Raw genomic sequence first — 20,733 nt, forward strand, 5'->3', positions numbered from 1 at the left:
CGGGGCCCCCGCGCCGGCCGGGCTCACGCCGCCGGCAGGGCAGACTTGGGCAGGGCAGACTTGGGCATCAGCATGTGCACGCCCTTGTTGCCGTCCACGGTCTGGGTGATGCGCAGGTTCCCGGCGAGCGAGCAGAGCATGTAGGCTTGGTTGCGGCTGAGCGAGGTGCGCGCGCAGACGTGCTTGACCATCTCGCGCACCGCCTGCCGCATCGCCTCGTCCAGGCTCTCGTGCAGGCCGATCGCCATCAGGTCGGTCGGCGTCTCGGCGAAGGGCCAGGCGTGGTCGAGGTCCTTGCGCAGGGTGAGCCGGAAGGTCCCGGTGAGGCCGGTCTCCAGCGCGGTGACGCAGACCTCGCCGTCGCCCTGCACCCCGTGCCCGTCGCCCGCGTAGAACCCCGCCCCCTCGTTGAAGACCGGCAGGTAGAGACGGGTGCCGACCTTCAGCTCCTTGTTGTCCATGTTGCCGCCGAAGGCCCGCGGCACCGGCGAGCCGACCCGGCCCCAGGCCCGCGGCGGGGCCGTCGCCAGGATGCCGAAGAAGGGGTCGAGCGGCAGGTCGGTGCCCCAGGGCAGGGTGCAGACGCCGCGCGCGACGTCGATGTCGGGGTGGATCGTCTCGTACTCGGTGAACTCGTCGGGCAGGGTGCCGAGCAGCGGCAGGATGGCGACGAAGCCCCAATCCTGGCGGAACGCGATGTCGAGGATGTCGACCTGCAGCACGTCCCCCGGCAGGGCGCCGCGCACGTGGACCGGCCCGGTGACGAAGTGCGGTCCGTAGCCCGGCGCGTGGGCGTCGAGCGCCGCGAGGTAGTCGGCCGGCACCCGGGCGGGATCGGGATGGAGCGATTCGCGCCCCCCGGCCGGGAACGAGGACAGGGTGACCGTGTCGCCGGACTCCACCGTCAGGACGGGCGGCCTTCGGGCGTCGAAATAGCCCAGCACCATGTTCTCGGGAGTCGCCGGGATCTCGTGGTGGGTCGGCATCCGGTTCTCCTTGTTCAGACCGCGATGTGACGGGAGAGTGCGGCGCGGCTCAAGGCCGCCCGGTCGCCCTGCGCGACGACGCTGCCGCGGGAGAGGACCACGCGGGAGAGGACCACGAAGGCGTCGGCGAGGCGGATCGCGAAATCGAGGTGCTGCTCGACCAAAGGCACGCTGATCCGGCCCTTGAGCCCGATCACCTCCTCGATCACCGCGACGATGGAGGGCTGGATGCCCTCGGTCGGCTCGTCGAGCAGGAGGAGGCGCGGGCGCGTGGCGAGCGCCCGGGCGAGGGCGAGCTGATGCTGCCCGCCCGAGAGAGTGCCGCCGCGCCGGTGCCGGATCTCCCGCAGGGCCGGGAACAGGGCCACCACCCGTGTGCCGAGGAGGATGCCGGCGAGCCCGAGCCCCGTCGCGGGCGCCGCCATCGGCCAGCCGAACAGCAGCGAGAAGCCGGTCATGCCGTTGTTGCCGCCGAAACCGCCCACCGCGTGGGCGGCGCAGGATTCTTGCGCGAAAATTCTCATCCGCCCCGGGGGAGGTCCGCTTCTTGCTGCCTCAGCGGCGCACGGGGAGGTCCCGCATGCGATGCTCACGGCACACGGACGAGGAGATCGTGTTCCTCCTGCGGGAGGCGGAGAACGGGGTTCCGGTCCGGGCGATCTGCGCCTCGGCCCACGTCTCGCTCGCCACCTTCTACCGCTGGAAGCGCCGCTTCGGCGGCCTGCCGCTTCCGGTGGCGGCCCGTCTGCGCCGGGCGGAGCAGGAGAAGGCCGCCCTGCGGGCCGAGGTGCGGCGCCTGCGGCGCGCCGCGGCGCTGCCGCCGCAGGGCCGGGCGCCCGGCCCCGCGCCCGCTCCTTCCCATCGCGAGAGCGGCGCCCTGGTCGGACGCTTCGCCTCCGTGCGCGTCCTCCACCGCGGCGGGCGCGCGACGCGTCGGCGGGAGACCCGGGCGGGAGACCCGGGCTCCCCCTCCGCGCTACTCGGCGGCCTCGATCCGGGGCCGCTCCTTGTCCCGCCGCTCGCGCTTGACGAGGTCGGCGGTCAGGAACGCCACCTCCAGCGCCTGCTCGGCGTTGAGGCGCGGGTCGCAATAGGTGTGGTAGCGGTCCCGCAGGTCGTCCGCCGTGAGCGCGCGCGCGCCGCCCGTGCACTCGGTGACGTTCTTGCCGGTCATCTCCAGGTGGATGCCGCCCGCGTAGGTGCCCTCCGCCCGGTGGACGTCGAAGAAGCCCTGGATCTCCTTCATCACCCGCTCGAAGGGCCGGGTCTTGAAGCCGCTCGCCGTGACCGTGTTGCCGTGCATGGGGTCGCACGACCACACCACCTTGCGGCCCTCGCGCTCGACCGCCCGGATCAGCCCCGGCAGGTGGTCGCCCACCTTGTCGGCGCCGAAGCGGCAGATCAGCGTCAGGCGGCCCGGCTCGTTCTCGGGATTGAGCAGGCCGATCAGCCGGATCAGGTCGTCGGGCTTCAGGGACGGGCCGCATTTGAGCCCGACCGGGTTCTTGATGCCCCGGGCGTACTCGATGTGGGCGTGGTCCGCCTGCCGCGTCCGGTCCCCGATCCAGAGCATGTGCCCGGACGTGGCGTACCAATCCCCGCTCGTCGAATCGACCCGGGTCAGGGCCTGCTCGTAGCCGAGCAGCAGCGCCTCGTGGCTCGTGTAGAAGTCGGTCTGGCGCACCTCCTGGTGCGTCTCCGGGTTGATGCCGATCGCCCGCATGAAGTCGAGGGTCTCGGTCATGCGCTGGGCGAGGTCCTCGTAGGCCGAGGATTGCGGCGAGTCCTTCACGAAGCCCAGCATCCAGCGATGGGCGTTCTCCAGGTTGGCGTAGCCGCCGGTCGCGAAGGCGCGCAGCAGGTTCAGCGTCGCCGCCGATTGCCGGTAGGCCTCGACCTGCCGCCGCGGATCCGGGATCCGGTCCTCGGCGGTGAAGCCGATGCCGTTGACGATGTCGCCGCGGTAGCTCGGCAGGGCGACGCCGTCCTGCGTCTCGGTCGGCGAGGAGCGCGGCTTGGCGAACTGGCCGGCGATGCGCCCGACCTTCACCACCGGCGAGCCGCCCGCGAAGGTGAGCACCAGCGCCATCTGCAGGAAGACGCGGAAGAAGTCGCGGATGTTGTCGGCCGAATGCTCGTCGAAGCTCTCGGCGCAGTCGCCGCCCTGGAGCAGGAAGGCCTCGCCCGCCGCCACCGTGGCGAGGCTGCGCTTCAGCTTGCGCGCCTCACCTGCAAAAACCAGCGGCGGAAAGCTCGCGAGCTGACGTTCGACCGCCTCCAGCGCCACCGCATCGGGATAGTCGGGCACCTGCTGGATCGGCAGCCGCCGCCAGCTCGAGGGGGTCCAGCGCTCGCTCATTGGTCTCTCCTGCACACCTCTCCTGAAGGGTCACGGGTGGGCCCCGGGGATGGAGCCGCGCTTATAGGGCGGTTGCGGTCAAGAAGCGAGGGTGCTGCGCGGGCCCCGCCGTCCGGTTGCAGCGCCGACCGGCGCCGCTCCCCGGCGCCCCAGGGGCAGGCGGCGCCGGACGCAGCGGCAGGGGCGGGGACGGGCCGCGCCGCCGATGCAGAGCCGGCGCCCGGCGAGGCATCCGGCCCGGCGCGCGGGGCGCCATCATTCCGCAGCAAGGCCCTCGGAACGCTCGCGGAAGCCCGATCCTGCCTCGCCGGCGCGCGGCGATCGTCCGGCAACGCTTCGGATTGCATCAAATGCGATTGCCCCGAAAACAATAACCTGTGCACGTTACAGAGAGGGGCTGTAGAGATAACAACCGAAAATTGTGCGAGTGCTGTAAACGGAATGTTCACACATTGTTCATCTTGCAACGCGGCCGCGAAGCAGCAAGCATCGCCGATGTAAACGATGATTTGAGCTGCTGGCCGAGGGCGACATGCGATTGCGCATCGGAGAGAGGCTGCATTTGACTTTGTCCGGTGCAGGCGACCGCGCGATCGTGAGCCTCAATACTTTTGCGCTGACGCAGCCTGCACTGACCGAATTTCCGAGCAGCGAGGACGGCTTCACCTTCGACGCGACGCGCTGGCTGCATCCGGGCCGCAACATCCTCTCGGTCGTGCTGCTGGGCCCGGCCGGCGCGGTCCCCTTCCGCCTCCTGGTCGAGCCGAGCGGGACGGCGTCCTGGATCCTGGACGAGGCGGATTTCCTCCCGCTGGCGGCGCCCTGGCGATTGTGGACCTGCGCCATCGAGGTGGGCGAGGCGCAGGAGGCCGCCTCCCTCGGCGGGGCGGGCGGCTTCCTCCCCGGCTTCCTGCGCCGCGGCGACGCGCGCCGGGCGAGCGCCTGAGCCGGCGCGCCCGTCACGGCTCCGCGGCGACGACCGGCTCGGCGGGGCGCCGGATCGCGTCGGCCCGGCGCGCGGCGGGGGCCCGCTCGCCGCGCCCGCGCAGGAGGTTGAGCGGCACGGCGAGCGCCACGGTGCCGAGCACCCACCAGGCCGGCCGCACGTCGTAGGAGAAGTCGAGATTCGCCGCGAGCACCGCGCCGGCCGGCACCCCGGTGGCGAGCGCGTACCACGCGGTCTCGAGCGCCGCGGTGGCGAGTCCGGACGCGGCGGCCAGCCCCGCCAGGGTGAGCGGGGTGGTGGCGATGCGGCGGTGCTGCATCAGCCGCCAGCCCATCAGGGCGAGAAAGAGCCCGCTCCAGAAGACCGGCTTCGAGACGTCGATCTTCGACTGCAGGAAGTAGTGGAACAGGCCGAGCGCGGCGATCCCGTAGACGAGGCGGTGCAGCCGGGTCCAGGTCCGCCCGAGGCGGCGGATCATGGCGTCCGTCGAGGTGGCACCGAGCAGGACGAGCCCGAGGAGCGCCGAAAAGCCGATGGCGAGGTAGATGCGCGTCACGATCTCGGCCGCGACCCGCGCGAGGTCGAACTTCAGGTCGGCCGCGTAGAGGAGGAGGTGAATCACCGCGTAGGCGAGGGCCGCGAGGCCGAGCATCCTCCGCACCAGGATCAGCCTCGGCCAGTCCGCCACGCGGCGCAGCGGCGTCACGGCGAGCGAGGCGACCAGCCAGTAGATCGTCCAGTCGCCCATCGCGTGCAGGAAGGCGGTGAGGGGCTTGGCGCCGAGCCGGTCGAGGCCGTAGGCCGCCGCGTAGGCGAGCCCGGGGCCGAGCGTCGCCAGGAACGTCGCGAGCTTGAGCCGGGACAGGCGGCCGGTGCGGTCGAGCCAGGGAAGAGCGAGCATGCGGGACCGGAGGAAGGGGAGGGACGCGTGACGGGGTGGACTTCGTGCCAGATGGGGACTCGGTTACGCTCCTGCCGCGCGGGCGATCACACGATGGCGTGAGGCCCGAAGCGGCCCGGTCCGCCGCGGATCCCGAGCGAGGAGACCCCGTTGCGCCTGTTCCACCCCGGCCTCGCCGCGATCCTGCTCGCGCTCGCCGCCTCCGGTCCGGCCCGCGCCGCCTGCACGCCGCCGACGCCGCCCGCGGCGAGCGAGAAGCCGCAGAAGCCGGCCCTGCCGGAGAAGCCCGCCTGCCTGTCCGTCAAGGCGGGCTGCCCCGGCTTCGAGGCCTACGCGTTCAACGATGCGGTGAAGGCCTACAACGCCAAATTGCCCGCCTACCGGGCGAGCGCCGAGGCCTACGCGGGCAAGCTCAGGGCCTACCTGGATGCCAGCGCCGCCTACGCCGCGTGCGAGATGAAGTCCCTGCAATAGGGCCTCCGTGCTAGGCTGGAGCCATGGACCCGCAGCGCACACGCCGCATGACGGTCGACGAGTTCCTGGCCTGGAGCGAGACGGCGCCCGGCCGGCACGAACTCGTCGGCGGCGAGGTCGTCGCCATGGCGCCCGAGCGGGTGCAGCACGCGCGCCTCAAATTCGCGGTCCAGAAGGCGCTCGATGCCGGCTTGGCCGGACATCCCTGCGAGATGCTGCCGGACGGGATGACGGTGCGGATCGACGAGCACACGGCCTACGAGCCGGACGCGCTCGTCACCTGCGAGGGCCCCCTGGACCCGCACGCCGTCGAGGTGCGCGCGCCCGTCATCGTCGTGGAGGTGCTCTCCCCGGGGACGCGGCGCTTCGACGAGCGGGGCAAACTCGTGGAATATTTCCGCCTGCCGAGCCTGCACCATTACCTGCTGGTCGATCCTGATCGTCGGCGGGTCATCCACCACCGACGGGCCGCCGAGGCGATCGAGACCCGCATCGTGGCGACGGGTCTGCTTCACCTCGATCCTCCGGGCGTCGATCTCCCGCTCGACGTGCTCTTCGCGCGATCCTGACGACGCCATGGACCCGAACCCGAAGCCTCGCATGACGGTCGACGAGTTCCCGGCCCCCGTCATCGTGGTCGAGATCCCCTCTCCCGGGACGCGGCGCGTCGACCTCTCGGAAGCTCGTCGGCGACTTCGCGCTGCCGAGCGTCGCGCATGACCTCGTCGTCGACACCCGGCGCGGCCTTAGTGCTGCATCGCCGGCGGGGCGAGTCCGTGATCGAGACCCGCATCTGCCCGCGCGGGACCCTGCGCCTCGACCCGCCCGGCCTGACGCTCGCGGTGGCGGATCTCCTCGCCGCGCGCTGAGGACCCCGCACCTTGACCCTGCCGGCCGCGGATGCGAGAGGCCGGGCCAGGATCCCTCCCGCCGGGTTGCCGCATGACCGCTCCGCTCGACCTGCTCGTCCTCGGCAACGCCATCGTGGACATCATCGCCCGGACCGACGAGGCCTTCCTGGTGCGCGAATCCGTCCACAAGGGCGCGATGCAGCTCATCGACGAGGCACGGGCCGAGCACCTGTTCGGCGTCATGGGGCCGGCGACCATCGTGTCGGGCGGCTCGGGCGCCAACACGGCGGTCGGCGCCGCCCAGCTCGGCGCGCGCACCGGCTTCGTCGGCAAGGTGCGGGACGACGAGCTCGGCCGCCTGTTCCGGCACGACCTCACCGCCACCGGCGTGCGCTTCGACGTGGCGCCGACGAGCGAGGGCCCGGCCACGGCGCGCTGCTTCGTCCTGGTCACGCCGGACGGCGAGCGCACCATGAACACCTATCTGGGCGCCTGCCAGGGCCTCACCGCCGCGGACGTGGACGAGGCGACCGCCGGCAGCGCCCGCTTCGTCTACCTCGAAGGCTACCTGTGGGATCCGCCCGCCGCCAAGGACGCCTTCCGCAAGGCGGCGACCCTCGCCCACCAGGCCGGCAACAGGGTCGCGCTCACCCTGTCGGACGCGTTCTGCGTCGACCGCTACCGCGACGAGTTCCTCGGCCTGATCCGGGACGGCAGCCTCGACATCCTCTTCGCCAACATCCACGAGCTGAAGAGCCTCTACCAGACCGCCGATGCCGAGGCGGCCCTCTCGGCCCTGCGCGAGGAGGCGGGGCTCCTCGGCGTCGTCACCCGCTCCTCCGAGGGGGCGCTGGTCGTCACCCGCGGCGAGACCCGGGCGGTGCCGGCCTCGCCGATCCGCGATCTCGTCGACACGACCGGGGCGGGCGACCTCTTCGCGGCGGGCTTCCTCGCCGGCCTCGCCCGCGACCTCGACCACGTGGATTGCGCGCGCCTCGGGGCGATCGCGGCCGCCGAGGTGATCCAGCACATCGGCGCGCGGCCCCAGACCGACCTCAGGGCCCTCGCCGCCCAGGAAGGCCTCTGAGCCGGGATGGTCGAGAACCGCCGTTTCGGCACGCTCGTCCCGCACCTCGTGCTGTGGATCGGGGTCGCCATCGTGGCCTTCCCGGTCTACCTCGCCTTCGTCGCCTCGACGCATGACGGCGCCACCGTGGCGAACGGCCAGATGCCCCTCTGGCCGGGCCTCCACGCGGCCGAGAACTACCGCAGGGCGCTGACGGAATCGGGGCTCGCGGGCGCGCCGGTCGCGACCATGCTCCTCAACAGCCTGATCACCGCGCTGGCCATCGCGGCGGGCAAGATCGTGATCTCGCTGCTCTCGGCCTACGGGCTGATCTACTTTCGCTTCCCGCTCCGGCAGACCGCCTTCTGGCTGATCTTCGTCACCCTGATGCTGCCCGTCGAGGTGCGGATCTACCCGACCTACAAGGTCGCGGCGGATCTCCACCTGCTCGACAGCTACGCGGGTCTGGCCCTGCCGCTGATCGCCTCGGCCACCGCGACCCTGCTCTACCGGCAGTTCTTCCTGACCGTGCCGAACGAGCTGGTGGAGGCCTCGCGCATCGACGGGGCGGGGCCGGTGCGGTTCTTCATCGACACGCTGCTGCCGCTCTCGCGCACCACCACGGCGGCGCTCTTCGTGATCCTCTTCATCTACGGCTGGAACCAGTACCTCTGGCCCATCCTGGTCACGACCCGCGACGACATGCAGACGGTGGTGATCGGCCTGCGCAAGATGACCACGATCACCGACCAGCTCACCGAGTGGCAGGTCGTGATGGCCACCGCGATGCTCGCCATGCTGCCCCCGGTGGCGGTGGTGGTCGGCATGCAGCGGCTGTTCGTGCGCGGGCTCGTCGAGACCGAGAAGTAGCCCTGCGAGCAACGGATCCCGGAATGGCGCGCCTCGTCCTCGATCAGGTGGGGAAGACCTACACGGGAGGCGTCGCGGCGGTGCGCGGCGTCTCGCTGGAGGTGCCGGCCGGGGCCTTCTGCGTCCTCGTCGGCCCCTCGGGCTGCGGCAAGTCCACGGTGCTGCGGATGATCGCCGGCCTGGAGACGGTGACGGCGGGCACCATCGCGATCGGCGAGCGGGTGGTCAACGAAGTCGAGCCGGCCGCCCGCGACATCGCCATGGTGTTCCAGAACTACGCGCTCTATCCGCACATGCGGGTCTCGGACAATCTCGCCTACGGCCTGCGCAACCGCGGCACGCCCAAGGCCGAGATCGCCGCGCGGGTGGGGGAGGCGGCGCGGCTGCTCGGCCTCGACGCGCTCCTCGACCGCTACCCGCGCCAGCTCTCGGGCGGCCAGCGCCAGCGCGTGGCGATGGGGCGGGCGATCGTGCGCAAGCCCCGGATCTTCCTGTTCGACGAGCCGCTCTCGAACCTCGACGCCAAGCTCCGGGTGCAGATGCGGGTGGAGATCCGCCGCCTGCAGCGCCAGCTCGGGGTGACGACGGTCTACGTCACCCACGACCAGGTCGAGGCCATGACCATGGCCGACCGGCTGGTGGTGATGAACGGGGGCCTGATCGAGCAGGTCGGCACCCCGATCGAGATCTATCGCCGGCCCGCGACGCGCTACGTCGCGACCTTCATGGGCTCGCCCCCGATGAACATCCTGGCCGCCGAGGCGGTGGGGGAGGGGGTCCGGATTGCCGGCCGGGTGTTTCCCGTGAGCCTGCCGGATCTCCCGGCCGGCCGCCCGGTCGAGGTCGGGCTGCGGCCCGAAGCCTTCCGGATCGCCCCCGAGGGCCTGCCCTTCCGGGTCGCCTTCGCGGAGGAGCTCGGGGCGACGCGCCTGCTCCACGGCACCCTCGGGGAGGGCGAGGTGGTGGTGCAGGTGCCGGCCGGGCCGGAGCCCGCGGAGGGCGCGACCGTCCTCCTCGCCTTCGATCCGGCGGAGATCCACGTCTTCGACCGCGAGACCGGGCGGCGGATCGGCGGGGGCGCCTGACCGGGGAGGATCGACGGATCCGCCGCCGCGCGTGACCGGGCGTTGCGCATGATCGCCTCTCCGGCGGCCGGCAAGGCGTCGGCGCGCATGCCGGTCAAGGACGCGATGGCCGTCCTGGCCAAGACGCGGCGGGTTGCGGCCGATCCGGCCGGGCATCATGGTTGGGCCAAGCGCTGTTGGGCCAAGCGCTGTTGGGCCAAGCGCTCTTGAGCCGCTCTTGAGCCGAGCGTTTGGCCGGAGCCGCGGGAAACCAGATCCGGGCTGAGCGCGGTCCAGTTGCGCGGCCCGCCCGATGCCCTCGGCAGACCTGCTCCCTGCGGGTCCGCTGAGGGTCTTGGCCTCGCATCACCTCTTGCGCCGAACCGGTGACCGTTTCGGCGAATGATGCGTGGAGCAGCGCCCGATCACGGTGCCATCGGGCGCTGCTCCAGCTCCTCGAGCGTGCCGCATGTCCTGCGCCGAACCGGCATCCCCTTCGGCGGGAAATGCGCTAGAAGGCCGGCTCGTCCCGGCCGCCACGAGGCCGCGTGAGGCCCCCTCCAAGGAGGTTCCGTGCACAAGCCGCTCGCGGGAATCAGGGTGCTCGAACTCGCCCGCATCCTCGCCGGGCCCTGGATCGGCCAGCTCCTGGCGGATCTCGGGGCCGACGTCGTCAAGGTCGAACGGCCGGGGGTCGGGGACGACACCCGCGCCTGGGGCCCGCCCTTTGTGGAGGCGGCGGAGGGCGGCACCCTCTCGGCCTCCTACTTCCACTCGACGAATCGCGGCAAGCGCTCGGTCGCGGCGGATTTCGAGACCGAGGAGGGCCGCGCCGTGGTGCGCCGGCTCGCCGCCCACGCCGACGTGATGATCGAGAACTTCAAGGTCGGCGGCCTCAGGAAGTACGGGCTCGACCACGAGAGCCTGCGGGCGCTCAACCCGCGCCTCATCACCTGCTCGGTGACCGGCTTCGGCCAGGACGGACCCTACGCGCCGCGCGCCGGCTACGACTTCATGATCCAGGGCCTCGGCGGGATCATGTCGCTCACCGGCGAGCCCGCGGGCGAGCCGGTGAAGACCGCGGTCGCCTTCGCGGACGTGTTCACGGGCGTCTACGGGGCGACGGCGATCCTCGCCGCCCTCCAGGGCCGCCACGCCACCGGCGAGGGCTGCCACGTCGACATGGCGCTGCTCGACACCCAGGTCTCGGTGCTCGGCAACCAGGCGCTGGTCTACCTCGTCTCGGGCCAGCTGCCGCCGCGGATGGGCAACGAGCACACTAGCATCGTGCCCTACCAGGTCTTCCCGGCCGCCGACGGCCACGTCATCGTGGCCTGCGGCAATGACGGGCAATTCGCCAAGCTCTGCGGCGTGCTCGGCACCGCGTGGCACCGGGACCCCGCCTACGCCACCAACCCGGCGCGGGTGACGAACCGGGCCGTGCTGATCCCGCTGATCGCCGCCGAGACCAGCCGCCACCCGAAGGCGGAGCTGCTGGCGCGGCTCACCGCTGTCAACGTGCCGGTCGGGCCGATCAACGACCTCGCGGAGGTCTTCGCCGACCCCCAGGTGCGGCACCGGGGCCTGCGGGTCGACCTGCCCGAGCCGCGCGCCAAGGGCGGCCACGTGCCGAGCGTGCGCTCGCCGATCGTGATCGACGGCGTGCCCATGGTGGCGGACGCCGCCTCGCCGCAGGTGGGGGATCACACGCGGAGCGTCCTCGACGACCCGGCCTGGGGCGGGTGACCCTTCCGGTGGGCCGCCGCCCGTGCGATCCGGCGGGATCGGGACAGGAGAGCCACGCGATGCCTGACAGCGCCACGCCCCGCTCCGGCGGCCGGATCCTCGTCGATCAGCTCCTCGTGCACGGGGTGCGGGACGCCTTCTGCGTGCCGGGCGAGAGCTACCTCGCGGTGCTCGACGCGCTCCACGACGCCGCGATCCGCCTCACCGTCTGCCGCCAGGAGGGCTCCGCCGCCATGATGGCCGAGGCGGCCGGCAAGCTCACGGGCGAGCCCGGCATCTGCTTCGTCACCCGGGGCCCCGGCGCCATGAACGCGGCGCCCGGCCTGCACGTGGCGCGCCAGGATTCGACGCCGCTGATCCTGTTCGTCGGCCAGGTCGAGCGCGGCGCGCGCGAGCGCGAGGCCTTCCAGGAGATCGATTACCGGGCGGTGTTCGGCACGGTGGCCAAGTGGGTGACCGAGGTCGAGGACCCGGCCCGCCTGCCGGAACTGATCTCCCGCGCCTTCCACGTCGCCACGGCGGGCCGGCCCGGCCCGGTCGTGGTGGCCCTGCCGGAGGACGTGCTCACCGCCACCGCCGCGGTGGCGGACGCGCCGCCCTACGCGCCGACCGAGACCCATCCGGCGCTGGCCCAGATGGTGGCGCTGCAGCGGCTCCTCGGCGAGGCCGAGCGGCCCCTCGCGCTCCTCGGCGGCAGCCGCTGGAGCGAGGCGGCCGTGCGGCGCCTCGCGCGCTTCGCCGGCCTGTTCCGCCTGCCCGTCGCCTGCTCGTTCCGCCGCCAGGGGCTGTTCCCGGCCGACCACCCGAGCTACGCGGGCGATCTCGGGCTCGGCGCGAATCCGCGGCTCCTCGCCCGCATCCGGGAGGCCGACCTCCTGCTCCTGGTGGGCGGGCGCCTCGGCGAGATCCCCTCGCAGGGCTACAGCCTGCTCGACATTCCCGGGCCGCGCCAGCGCCTCGTCCACGTGCATCCGGATCCCGAGGAGCTCGGCCGGGTCTACCGGCCGCACCTCGCCGTCAACGCGACCCCCGCCGCCTTCGCGGCGGCGATCGAGACCGTGCAGCCGCCCGCCCGGCTGCCCTGGGCGGAGGGGACCGACGAGGCGCACGCGTCCTACCTCGCCTGGAGCGATCCCGCCCGCGTCGCCACCCCGGGCGAACTCCAGATGGGCGGCGTGATGGCGCATCTGCGCGAGGTGCTGCCCGCCGACGCGATCCTGTGCAACGGGGCCGGCAACTTCGCCACCTGGGTGCACCGCTTCTGGCCCTTCCGGGCCTTCGACGGGCAACTCGCCCCGACCTCCGGCTCGATGGGCTACGGCGTCCCGGCCGCGGTGGCGGCCAAGCGCCTGCGGCCGGAGCGCACCGTGGTGGCGGTGTCGGGCGACGGCGACTTCCTGATGAACGGGCAGGACTTCGCCACCGCCGTGCAGTACGGCCTGCCGATCCTGGTCATCCTGGTCGACAACGGCATGTACGGCACGATCCGGATGCACCAGGAGCGGGAATACCCGGGCCGCGTCTCGGGCACGAGCCTGCGCAACCCGGATTTCGCCGCCTACGCGACGGCCTTCGGCGGCTACGGCGAGCGGGTGACCCGGACCGAGGACTTCCCCGAAGCCCTCGCCCGCGCCCGCGCCTCGGGCCTGCCGGCGATCCTGCACTGCCCGATCGACCCCGAGGCGATCACCCCGACCACCACTCTCACGGCGCTGCGGGAGCGCGGGCGGGCGACCTGACGCTCCCGCGCATCGCGCGCCGGAGGGGCCGCCGGTCAGGCGGCGGAAGCGGTGCGGGAGCGAGGAGCCAGGCGGACGTGCGTCGGGCCGTTGCGCTCAGCGGCCGAGGCCGGCGCCCTCGGCCGCCCCGCCCGCGCCCGCGCCGACGAAGGGGTGGACCAATTGGCCGCCGAACCCGGACGGGAAGGACGGGTCGCCGTTGCCGTAGGCCTCGGGCAGCACCCCCTTGGGCATGTAGAAGGTCCCGAAGATCAGGTCGATGAACGGGAAGCTCGCCGCGAAGTTCATGTTCCCGCCCTGGTCGGGGCCGGTATGGTGCCAGCGGTGGAAGACCGGGCTGACCAGCAGGTAGCGCAGCGGGCCGAAGGTCCAGTCGAGGTTGGCGTGGGCGAGGGCGGCGAGCGCGACGCTGAAGGGCACCAGCGCGATCACCACGTCCGGCGAGATCCCGAGCAGGAGCGGCACCGCGTCCGACAGCGCGCCGTGGAAGACCGCGTCGACCGGATGGAACCGGGCCGCCGACACCCACTCCACCTGCTCCGAGGAATGGTGGACCGCGTGGAACCGCCACAACCGCATCGTGTGGAACAGGCGATGGGTCGCGTACATCACGAGGTCGGACAGGATCAGGTAGAGCGGCACCTGCGCCCAGAACGGCAGGCCCGCGAGGGGGCCCTTGCCCTCCCCGAACTGCGCCGGCAGCCCGGCCGAGGCGCAGGCGGCGTTCATGACCACGATGCCGATGACCAGGAGCCAGACCCGGGCGTAGCCCGAGACGACCGGGATCGCGAACCAGTAGCAGACATCCGTGAGGACGTCGGGCTTGCGCCACCACGGCTGGCCCGGATTGCAGGGCCGGGCCACGAGGCTGACGGCCGTGAACACGGCGCCCAGGATCGTGAGCAGCAGCCACACCCCCGCGGTGCTCTCGGCGAGACCGTGGACGGCGGCCCAGAGGGCGGGCGGGAGCGGGAGGTCGGGCATGGTCACAATCCCTGGCCGGAAGCCATCAGCGGCCGGATCTGCGCGAGCGCGGCCTCGACCTGGATCGCCAGGAGCCGGCGCCCCCGCTCGGCGGTGGCGCGGCGCGGGTCGCCGCTGCTCCCGTCGCCGGCGAGGCCGAGCCGCACCAGGAGCGAGGGGGCGGCGCGGGTGAGATCGACCCGCTCCGGGGCCGTCACCAGCATCAGGGCGTGGTCGGCGAGCCCGGCGTGGAAGCCGATCGTGGCCGGCGTCTCGCCCTGGGACTCGAGCCAAACCTGCTGCGCGCGGTTCCCCTCGACGTAGTAGGCGTCGACACTCACCACGCGCACGCCCTGCGGCGCCCAGGCGCGGTCGAGGCGCGCCGCCACCTCCTGCTGCACCTTCAGGCTGCCGCCGTGGTCGCACAGGAACAGGATGAGGCGGAAGCCGTGCGCCTTGAGGCTGCGGGCGATACCCTCCAGCGTCCCGGCGAAGGCCTCCTCGGAGACGCCGAGCGTGCCGGGGAACAGGAGGTTGTCGGAGGGCGGATCGAAGCGGCCCTGGGGCACGTAGGAGATCACCGGGGCGACCAGGGTATGGCCGAGCGCCTCCGCGATCCGGCGCGCCGTGAAGGCCACGATACTGTCGTGCTTGTCGATCGGCAAGAACGGGCCGTTCTGCTCCAGCCCGCCGCTCGGCACCAGCACGGTCGTGAAGCCCTGCTCGCGCGCCTGCTGCACCTCGACCCAGGTCATGTCGGCGATCGCGATGCGCGCGACGAGCGGGGCCGGGAGCGACGCCCGCATGGTCAGGATGCCGACCGCCAGCACCGTGCCGACGGCGAGCAGGAGGCGCCTGGAGCGCCGGCACGGACTCAGGATCGGCATGGGGCGCGTGGAACGACCAGTGAAGCGGCACGATTCACCAGTCACCTAGCGCGTGACGATTAACCGAATCTTATATGCATGCGGGATGTGCCGCGCGTGCCGCCTTGCTCCGGTAAGAACAACGGGTCGCGCGCCGGCAGGCGCCTGGGCGTGGGTCGAAGACCCGCATCGGCGCCCACCGGGCAGGATCCTCCGCCTCGCGGGCGAGGCGGCGCCGGTCCCTGCCGCGGCCTCCTCTTGCTCCGCGTGCGCGGGCGTGCTTTTGCACGTCTGGCAATGGCCCGGCCGCACCCGTCATCGGGCTGAAACAGAACCGCCCCATCTGTGCCCACGGCACAGCAGGAGACGAGGCGCCATGGCCCTGAACACGATCCTTCGCGCCGGACTCGCGGTCCTCGGGATCGCGGCGGCCGGTCCCGCCCTCGCGGTCACCGAACTGCAATGGTGGCACGCCATGGTGGGGGCCAACAACGACGCGGTCATTCGGCTGGCCGAGGAGTTCAACGCCTCGCAGAGCGAGTACAAGGTGGTCCCGGCCTACAAGGGTACCTATCCGGAGACGCTGAACGCCGGCATCGCGGCCTTCCGGGCCGGCACCGCGCCGCACATCATCCAGGTCTTCGAGGTCGGCACCGCCACCATGATGGCGGCCAAGGGTGCGGTGAAGCCCGTCTACCAGCTGATGAAGGAGGCGGGCGAGCCCTTCGACCCGAATGCCTACCTGCCGGCCATCACGGGTTACTACTCCACCGCCGCCGGGGAGATGCTGTCCTTCCCGTTCAATTCCTCGTCGATGGTGATGTGGGTCAACCGGGACGCGCTGAAGAAGGCCGGCCTCGACCCGAACGCGCCGCCCAAGACCTGGCCCGAGGTCTTCGCCGCCGCCAAGGCCCTCAAGGCTGCCGGCTACACCACCTGCGGCGTCTCCAACACCTGGGTGACCTGGGCCCACCTGGAGCAGTTCTCGGCCTGGCACAACGTGCCGCTCGCCACCAAGGCCAACGGGCTCGACGGCTTCGACACCGCCCTGCAGATCAACGGGCCGCTGCAGGTCAAGCACCTCGCGACGCTCGCGGAGATGCAGAAGGACAAGCTCTACGACTATTCCGGCCGCTACGACAACGGCTTCGGGCGCTTCACCTCGGGCGAGTGCCCGCTGATGCTCGGCTCCTCCGGCTCCTACGGCAACGTGCGCGGCAACGCCAAGTTCGAGTGGGCGGCGGCCCCGATGCCCTATTATCCCGACGCGCCCGGCGCGCCGCAGAACAGCATCATCGGCGGCGCCTCGCTCTGGGTGATGGGCGGCAAGTCGGCCGAGGAGTACAAGGGCGTCGCCAAGTTCTTCGCCTTCCTGTCGGACACCGAGCGGCAGGCGCGCATCCACCAGACCACCGGCTACCTGCCGATCACCAAGGCGGCCTACGAGAAGTCGAAGGCGGATGGCTGGTACGACAAGAACCCGGCCCTCGAAGTCCCGCTCAAGGAACTGACCAACAAGCCGCCGACCGGGAATTCCCGCGGCCTGCGCCTCGGCAACATGCCGCAGATGCGCGACGTCTGGGCCGAGGAGATCGAGGCGGCGCTCGCCGGCAAGAAGAGCGCCAAGGAGGCCCTCGACGAGGCCGCCGCCCGCGGCAACGCCATGCTGCGCCAGTTCGAGAAGCAAGCGAACCGCTGACCGTGGGACCCGATCGCGTCACCTTCGGGGGCTGGCGGCTGCCGCTCCTCCTGCTCCTGCCGCAGCTCCTGACGGTGGCATTGTTCTTCTACTGGCCGGCCGTCCAGGCGGTCGGCCAGTCCTTCCTGGCGCAGGACGCCTTCGGGCTCGCGAGCGAGTTCGTGGGCTTCGACAATTACCGGGCCCTGTTCGCCGACCCGGCCTATTACGGCGCGCTCGGCGTCACGGCCGTGTTCTCGGCCGCGGTGGCGGGGCTGTCGCTCGGCCTCGCGCTGCTCCTTGCCGTGATGGCCGACCGGGAACTCGCCGGGGCGGGCCTCTACCGCACCCTCCTGATCTGGCCCTACGCGGTGGCGCCCGCGGTGGCCGGGGTGCTGTTCGGCTTCCTGTTCCAGCCCTCCCTCGGCATCGTCGCGCGGGGGCTGCGCGACCTCGGCGTTGCCTGGAACCCGCTCCTCGACGGCACCCACGCCCTGATCCTCGTGGTCATGGCCGCCGCCTGGAAGCAGATCTCGTACAATTTCCTGTTCTTCCTCGCCGGGCTGCAGGCGATCCCGCGCAGCGTGATCGAGGCGGCGGCGATCGACGGGGCGGGGCCGGCGCGGCGGTTCTGGACCATCGTGTTCCCGCTGCTCTCGCCCACCACCTTCTTCCTCCTCGTCGTCAACGTGGTCTACGCGTTCTGCGAGACGTTCGGGACGATCGACGTCCTCACCCATGGCGGGCCGGGCCGGGCCACCCAGACCCTCGTCTACAAAGTCTACCAGGACGGGCGCACCGGCTCGGATCTCGGCGCCTCCGCGGCCCAGTCCGTGGTGCTGATGATCATCGTGATCGCCCTCACGGCGGTCCAGTTCCGCACCGTCGAGCGCAAGGTCGCGTATTAGGGCGCGCCCGGGCCGTGAACCTCCGCGCCGCCGCTGCCGTTGGTGCGGGGAATCGGAGGTCCCATGACCCGACGCCCCCTGACCGCGCGCATCGCCCCGCTGACGCTCGCCACCGCGCTCCTCGCCGGCCCGGCGGCCCTCGCCCAGTCCGTCCATGCCCAGTCCGTCCCTGCCCAGCAGGGCGCCTCGCCGTTCCTCACGGCCCCGCCCCCGGGCGCGATGCGGGCGAGCAAGATCCGCGGCGTCGGCGTCGTCGGGCAGGACCACGTCCGGGTCGGCAAGATCGAGGACCTCCTCGTCACCGAGGACGGCCGGGTGCGGGCGGTCGTGATCGGGGTGGGAGGCTTCCTGGGCCTCGGCGAGAAGAAGGTCGCGGTGCCCTTCGACACGCTCGCCTGGAACACCGGCGTGTCGCCCCGGGAGAGCCCGCCCTCCTTCACCACGCCCGAGCGCGCGCCGAGCGAGGCCGAGGCCCGGACCGCCGGCCCCGAGACGATGCCGGGGGCGACGAGCCGCAACGAGGTGCTCTCGGCCGTGCAGGACAAGCACAGCGGCGCGGTCACCGAGGCGACCGGCTCAGTCGAGGCGGCGCGGCAGCCGCGCGGACCCGCCACCGTCCTGGTGGTCGGCAAGAGCGGCGGGCCGATCGAGGCCGAGTTGCGCATGACCAAGGCGGAGCTCGAGGCCGCCCCGGCCTTCGACGACGAGGCCCGCCCGGCCCGGTGAGGCGGCCGGCCGCTGCGAAACGCGGTTTCGCGTCCTGGCGGTCGGGGCGCGACCGCGCTACACCTCGGGGCAACCGACCAGCAGGAGGAGCCCGCGCATGACCGCCGCGCCCGTCGCCGCCATCACCCAGACCGACCTGAGCGCGGCCAAGCCGCACGAGGGAAGCAAGGGCGCCTTCCGCTGGGACGATCCCTTCCTGCTGGAGGACCAGCTCACGGACGAGGAGCGGCTGATCCGGGACACGGCGCGCGGCTTCGCGCAGGAGCGGCTCCTCCCCGGCATCGTCGAGGCCTACGCGGAGGAGCGGACCGACCGCTCCCTGTTCAACGCCATGGGCGAGCTCGGCCTCCTCGGCGTGACGCTGCCGGAGGAGTACGGCTGCGCCGGCGCGAGCTACGTCGCCTACGGCCTCGTCGCCCGCGAGGTGGAGCGGATCGATTCCGGGTACCGCTCGATGATGAGCGTGCAATCCTCCCTCGTCATGTACCCGATCTACGCCTACGGCGACGAGGCGCAGCGCCGGACCTACCTGCCGAAGCTCGCGACGGGCGAGTTCGTCGGCTGCTTCGGCCTCACGGAGCCCGATGCCGGCTCCGATCCCGCCGGCATGAGGACGCGGGCGGAGAAGATCGACGGCGGCTACCGCCTCTCGGGGGCCAAGACCTGGATCTCGAACGCGCCGATCGCCGACGTCTTCGTGGTCTGGGCGAAGTCGCCCGCCCACGACAACCAGATCCGGGGCTTCGTCCTGGAGAAGGGGATGAAGGGGCTCTCCGCCCCCAAGATCAAGGGCAAGCTCTCCCTGCGGGCCTCGGTCACGGGCGAGATCGTCATGGACGGGGTCGAGGTGCCCGAGAGCGCGCTCCTGCCCCATGTCAGCGGCCTCAAGGGGCCGTTCGGCTGCCTCAACCGGGCGCGCTACGGCATCTCCTGGGGCGCCCTGGGGGCGGCGGAGGATTGCTGGCACCGCGCCCGCCAGTACACGCTCGACCGCACCCAGTTCGGCCGCCCGCTCGCCCAGACGCAGCTGGTGCAGAGGAAGCTCGCCGACATGCAGACCGAGATCGCGCTCGGCCTCCAGGCCTCCCTGCGCGTCGGCCGGCTGTTCGACGAGGGCCGGGTCGCGCCCGAGATGATCTCCATCGTCAAGCGCAACAATTGCGGCAAGGCGCTGGAGATCGCCCGCACCGCCCGCGACATGCACGGCGGCAACGGCATCATGGGCGAGTACCACGTCATGCGCCACGCCCAGAACCTGGAGACGGTGAACACCTACGAGGGCACCCACGACGTGCACGCCCTGATCCTCGGCCGGGCGCAGACCGGGCTGCAGGCGTTCTTCTGACGCCGGGCCGCGGCCCGCCCGGGATGCGGCCGCCTCGACCCCATCGGCGAGGTCGGCGCGACCTGTGATCCTCGACGGGGCGGGCGATGCGCCGTGCCGCGGTCTCGCCTGCGGGGGCCGCGACGGGCGCATCTCGGCGGTGATCCGGCTCGCTCCCGAGGGCTTCGCTCAGGCGCCGCGCAGGCTTGTGATCCGGGATCCGCCTCGGTCAAGCGGATCCCGGATCAGGCCGTCTCCGCCGGGTGGCCCGCCCGGCGCAGGGCCTGCGGGGACTGGCCGTAGAGGCGCAGGAAGGCGCGGCGCATCCGCTCGCGATCGGCGAAGCCCACCTCCGCGGCGATCACGTCCAGGGAGTGGCGCCCCTCCACCAGCATCGCCCGCGCCGCCTCCACCCGCAGCCGCTCGACCACCTTGGCGGGCGGCTGGCCCAGCGCCTGCCGGAAGGCGCGGCTGAACTGGCGCGGCGACAGCCGCGCCGCCTCGGCCAGGCGGGCCACCGTCAGGTCCTCCCGCAGGTGGCGCCGGGCGTAGTCGAGCACCCGCTCGATCCGGTCGGTCTTCGGGGCGAGGTCGAGCAGGCGCGACAGCTGCGGCTGGCCCCCGGAGCGGCGCCGCTCCAGCAGCATGCGGCGCGCCACCTCGCGGGCCGTCTCCGGACCGAGGTCGTCCTCGACGAGGCGCAGGGCGAGGTCGATGCTCGCCGCCATCCCGGCCGAGGTCCAGACCGTCCCGTCGCCGACGTAGAGCCGGTCCCGCTCCAGGCGCACCGCCGGGTAGCGGGCCTGCAGCTCCGCGGCGTTGCGCCAATGCGCCGTCGCGCGCAATCCGTCGAGCAGCCCGGCCTCCGCCAGGACGAAGGCGCCCGTGCAGGTCGCCGCCACCCGCCGGGCGCGGGCCGCGGCCCGCCGGACCAGGGCGGCGAGGCCCGCCGGCACGGTCCGGGGCCCCGCGAAGGCCCCGACCATCAGCGTGTCGAAGGGCGCCTCCGGGAAGGGCTCGGTCTCCAGGCGGAACCCCGCCGCGGTCGGCACCGGCCCGCCCTCCTGCGAGACCAGGCGGATCGCGTAGGCGGGCCTCGCGCCGAGCGCGTTGGCGCTCTGGAACGCGGCGAGCGCGGCGAGCGACATCAGCTGCGCCCCGGGCAGCACCAGGAGGCCGATCGTCCGCGCCGCGCGGGCCGGCGCGAGCGCCTCCGGCGCCGCATCCGCGATGCCCCGGGACGATGCTGCGAGGTCGTGGTCCATG

General features: G+C 72.4%; 19 protein-coding genes and 1 pseudogene. 13 read left to right on the forward strand and 7 right to left on the reverse strand.

Annotation, left to right across the window (positions count from 1 at the left end; genetic code table 11):
* Window positions 1-23 precede the first annotated feature (23 nt).
* Both M446_RS07675 and M446_RS07680 read right to left on the reverse strand, forming a co-directional pair.
* On the reverse strand, window positions 24-986 hold the full coding sequence (locus tag M446_RS07675) for an acetamidase/formamidase family protein (RefSeq protein ID WP_012331538.1): 963 nt from the start codon (window positions 984-986) through the stop codon (window positions 24-26).
* A 14-nt stretch (window positions 987-1,000) separates the two neighbouring features.
* Window positions 1,001-1,510, reverse strand: a complete 510-nt coding sequence (locus tag M446_RS07680) for an ATP-binding cassette domain-containing protein (RefSeq protein ID WP_083784649.1) — start codon at window positions 1,508-1,510, stop codon at window positions 1,001-1,003.
* A 56-nt stretch (window positions 1,511-1,566) separates the two neighbouring features.
* Between M446_RS07680 and M446_RS39670 the strand changes: the two are divergent.
* Window positions 1,567-1,764 (forward strand): annotated as a pseudogene (locus M446_RS39670) (transposase); the annotation flags it as partial.
* A gap of 198 nt (window positions 1,765-1,962) precedes the next feature.
* On the opposite strand, the gene M446_RS07685 reads toward M446_RS39670, so the two are convergent.
* A complete protein-coding gene (locus M446_RS07685; protein WP_012331539.1) occupies window positions 1,963-3,345 on the reverse strand; it encodes a class II 3-deoxy-7-phosphoheptulonate synthase in 1,383 nt (460 codons plus the stop codon).
* A gap of 595 nt (window positions 3,346-3,940) precedes the next feature.
* Here M446_RS07685 and M446_RS07690 point away from each other — a divergent pair.
* A complete protein-coding gene (locus M446_RS07690) occupies window positions 3,941-4,291 on the forward strand; it encodes a hypothetical protein (protein ID WP_236728760.1) in 351 nt (116 codons plus the stop codon).
* Between the two features lie 13 nt (window positions 4,292-4,304).
* Here the strand turns inward: M446_RS07690 and M446_RS07695 are convergent, their stop codons facing one another.
* Window positions 4,305-5,192, reverse strand: coding sequence for a sulfite oxidase heme-binding subunit YedZ (locus M446_RS07695; RefSeq protein WP_012331541.1), 888 nt, complete (start codon window positions 5,190-5,192; stop codon window positions 4,305-4,307).
* Window positions 5,193-5,342: 150 nt separating this feature from the next.
* On the opposite strand from M446_RS07695, the gene M446_RS07700 reads away from it, so the two are divergent.
* The 7 genes from M446_RS07700 (at window position 5,343) to M446_RS07735 (ending at window position 13,002) form a co-directional block, all read left to right on the forward strand.
* The gene (locus M446_RS07700; RefSeq protein WP_012331542.1) at window positions 5,343-5,666 is read left to right on the forward strand and encodes a hypothetical protein; all 324 of its coding nucleotides are present in this window, start codon (window positions 5,343-5,345) and stop codon (window positions 5,664-5,666) included.
* Window positions 5,667-5,713: 47 nt separating this feature from the next.
* Entirely contained in the window at window positions 5,714-6,235 is a 522-nt protein-coding gene (locus M446_RS07705) for a Uma2 family endonuclease (protein ID WP_018262064.1), read from the forward strand.
* A gap of 373 nt (window positions 6,236-6,608) precedes the next feature.
* Window positions 6,609-7,604 carry an adenosine kinase gene (locus tag M446_RS07715; protein ID WP_012331543.1) on the forward strand — a complete coding sequence of 332 codons (996 nt, stop codon included), beginning with the start codon at window positions 6,609-6,611 and terminating at the stop codon, window positions 7,602-7,604.
* A 6-nt stretch (window positions 7,605-7,610) separates the two neighbouring features.
* Window positions 7,611-8,453, forward strand: coding sequence for a sn-glycerol-3-phosphate ABC transporter permease UgpE (ugpE, locus tag M446_RS07720; protein ID WP_012331544.1), 843 nt, complete (start codon window positions 7,611-7,613; stop codon window positions 8,451-8,453).
* Window positions 8,454-8,476: 23 nt separating this feature from the next.
* Window positions 8,477-9,538, forward strand: coding sequence for an ABC transporter ATP-binding protein (locus tag M446_RS07725; RefSeq protein ID WP_012331545.1), 1,062 nt, complete (start codon window positions 8,477-8,479; stop codon window positions 9,536-9,538).
* Window positions 9,539-10,090: 552 nt separating this feature from the next.
* A complete protein-coding gene (locus M446_RS07730; RefSeq protein WP_012331546.1) occupies window positions 10,091-11,263 on the forward strand; it encodes a CaiB/BaiF CoA transferase family protein in 1,173 nt (390 codons plus the stop codon).
* A gap of 59 nt (window positions 11,264-11,322) precedes the next feature.
* On the forward strand, window positions 11,323-13,002 hold the full coding sequence (locus M446_RS07735; RefSeq protein ID WP_012331547.1) for a thiamine pyrophosphate-binding protein: 1,680 nt from the start codon (window positions 11,323-11,325) through the stop codon (window positions 13,000-13,002).
* A 96-nt stretch (window positions 13,003-13,098) separates the two neighbouring features.
* Here the strand turns inward: M446_RS07735 and M446_RS07740 are convergent, their stop codons facing one another.
* Together M446_RS07740 and M446_RS07745 are read right to left on the reverse strand one after the other, a co-directional pair.
* Window positions 13,099-13,986, reverse strand: a complete 888-nt coding sequence (locus tag M446_RS07740; RefSeq protein ID WP_012331548.1) for a sterol desaturase family protein — start codon at window positions 13,984-13,986, stop codon at window positions 13,099-13,101.
* A gap of 2 nt (window positions 13,987-13,988) precedes the next feature.
* Window positions 13,989-14,852, reverse strand: a complete 864-nt coding sequence (locus M446_RS07745; protein ID WP_012331549.1) for a creatininase family protein — start codon at window positions 14,850-14,852, stop codon at window positions 13,989-13,991.
* A 355-nt stretch (window positions 14,853-15,207) separates the two neighbouring features.
* On the opposite strand from M446_RS07745, the gene ugpB reads away from it, so the two are divergent.
* From ugpB to M446_RS07765, 4 genes are all read left to right on the forward strand, one after another.
* The gene (gene ugpB / locus M446_RS07750; protein ID WP_012331550.1) at window positions 15,208-16,530 is read left to right on the forward strand and encodes a sn-glycerol-3-phosphate ABC transporter substrate-binding protein UgpB; all 1,323 of its coding nucleotides are present in this window, start codon (window positions 15,208-15,210) and stop codon (window positions 16,528-16,530) included.
* Between the two features lie 2 nt (window positions 16,531-16,532).
* Window positions 16,533-17,417: a sn-glycerol-3-phosphate ABC transporter permease UgpA gene (gene ugpA / locus M446_RS07755; RefSeq protein WP_012331551.1), complete on the forward strand. Its 885-nt coding sequence runs from the start codon at window positions 16,533-16,535 to the stop codon at window positions 17,415-17,417.
* A 63-nt stretch (window positions 17,418-17,480) separates the two neighbouring features.
* A complete protein-coding gene (locus M446_RS07760; protein WP_012331552.1) occupies window positions 17,481-18,143 on the forward strand; it encodes a PRC-barrel domain-containing protein in 663 nt (220 codons plus the stop codon).
* 97 nt (window positions 18,144-18,240) lie between these two features.
* Window positions 18,241-19,488 carry an acyl-CoA dehydrogenase gene (locus M446_RS07765; protein WP_012331553.1) on the forward strand — a complete coding sequence of 416 codons (1,248 nt, stop codon included), beginning with the start codon at window positions 18,241-18,243 and terminating at the stop codon, window positions 19,486-19,488.
* Between the two features lie 224 nt (window positions 19,489-19,712).
* Here the strand turns inward: M446_RS07765 and M446_RS07770 are convergent, their stop codons facing one another.
* Window positions 19,713-20,732, reverse strand: a complete 1,020-nt coding sequence (locus M446_RS07770) for a GlxA family transcriptional regulator (RefSeq protein WP_012331554.1) — start codon at window positions 20,730-20,732, stop codon at window positions 19,713-19,715.
* Between the last annotated feature and the right edge of the window lies 1 nt (window position 20,733).

Origin of the sequence: Methylobacterium sp. 4-46 (assembly GCF_000019365.1) — a bacterium.
Taxonomy (GTDB): Bacteria; Pseudomonadota; Alphaproteobacteria; order Rhizobiales; family Beijerinckiaceae; genus Methylobacterium.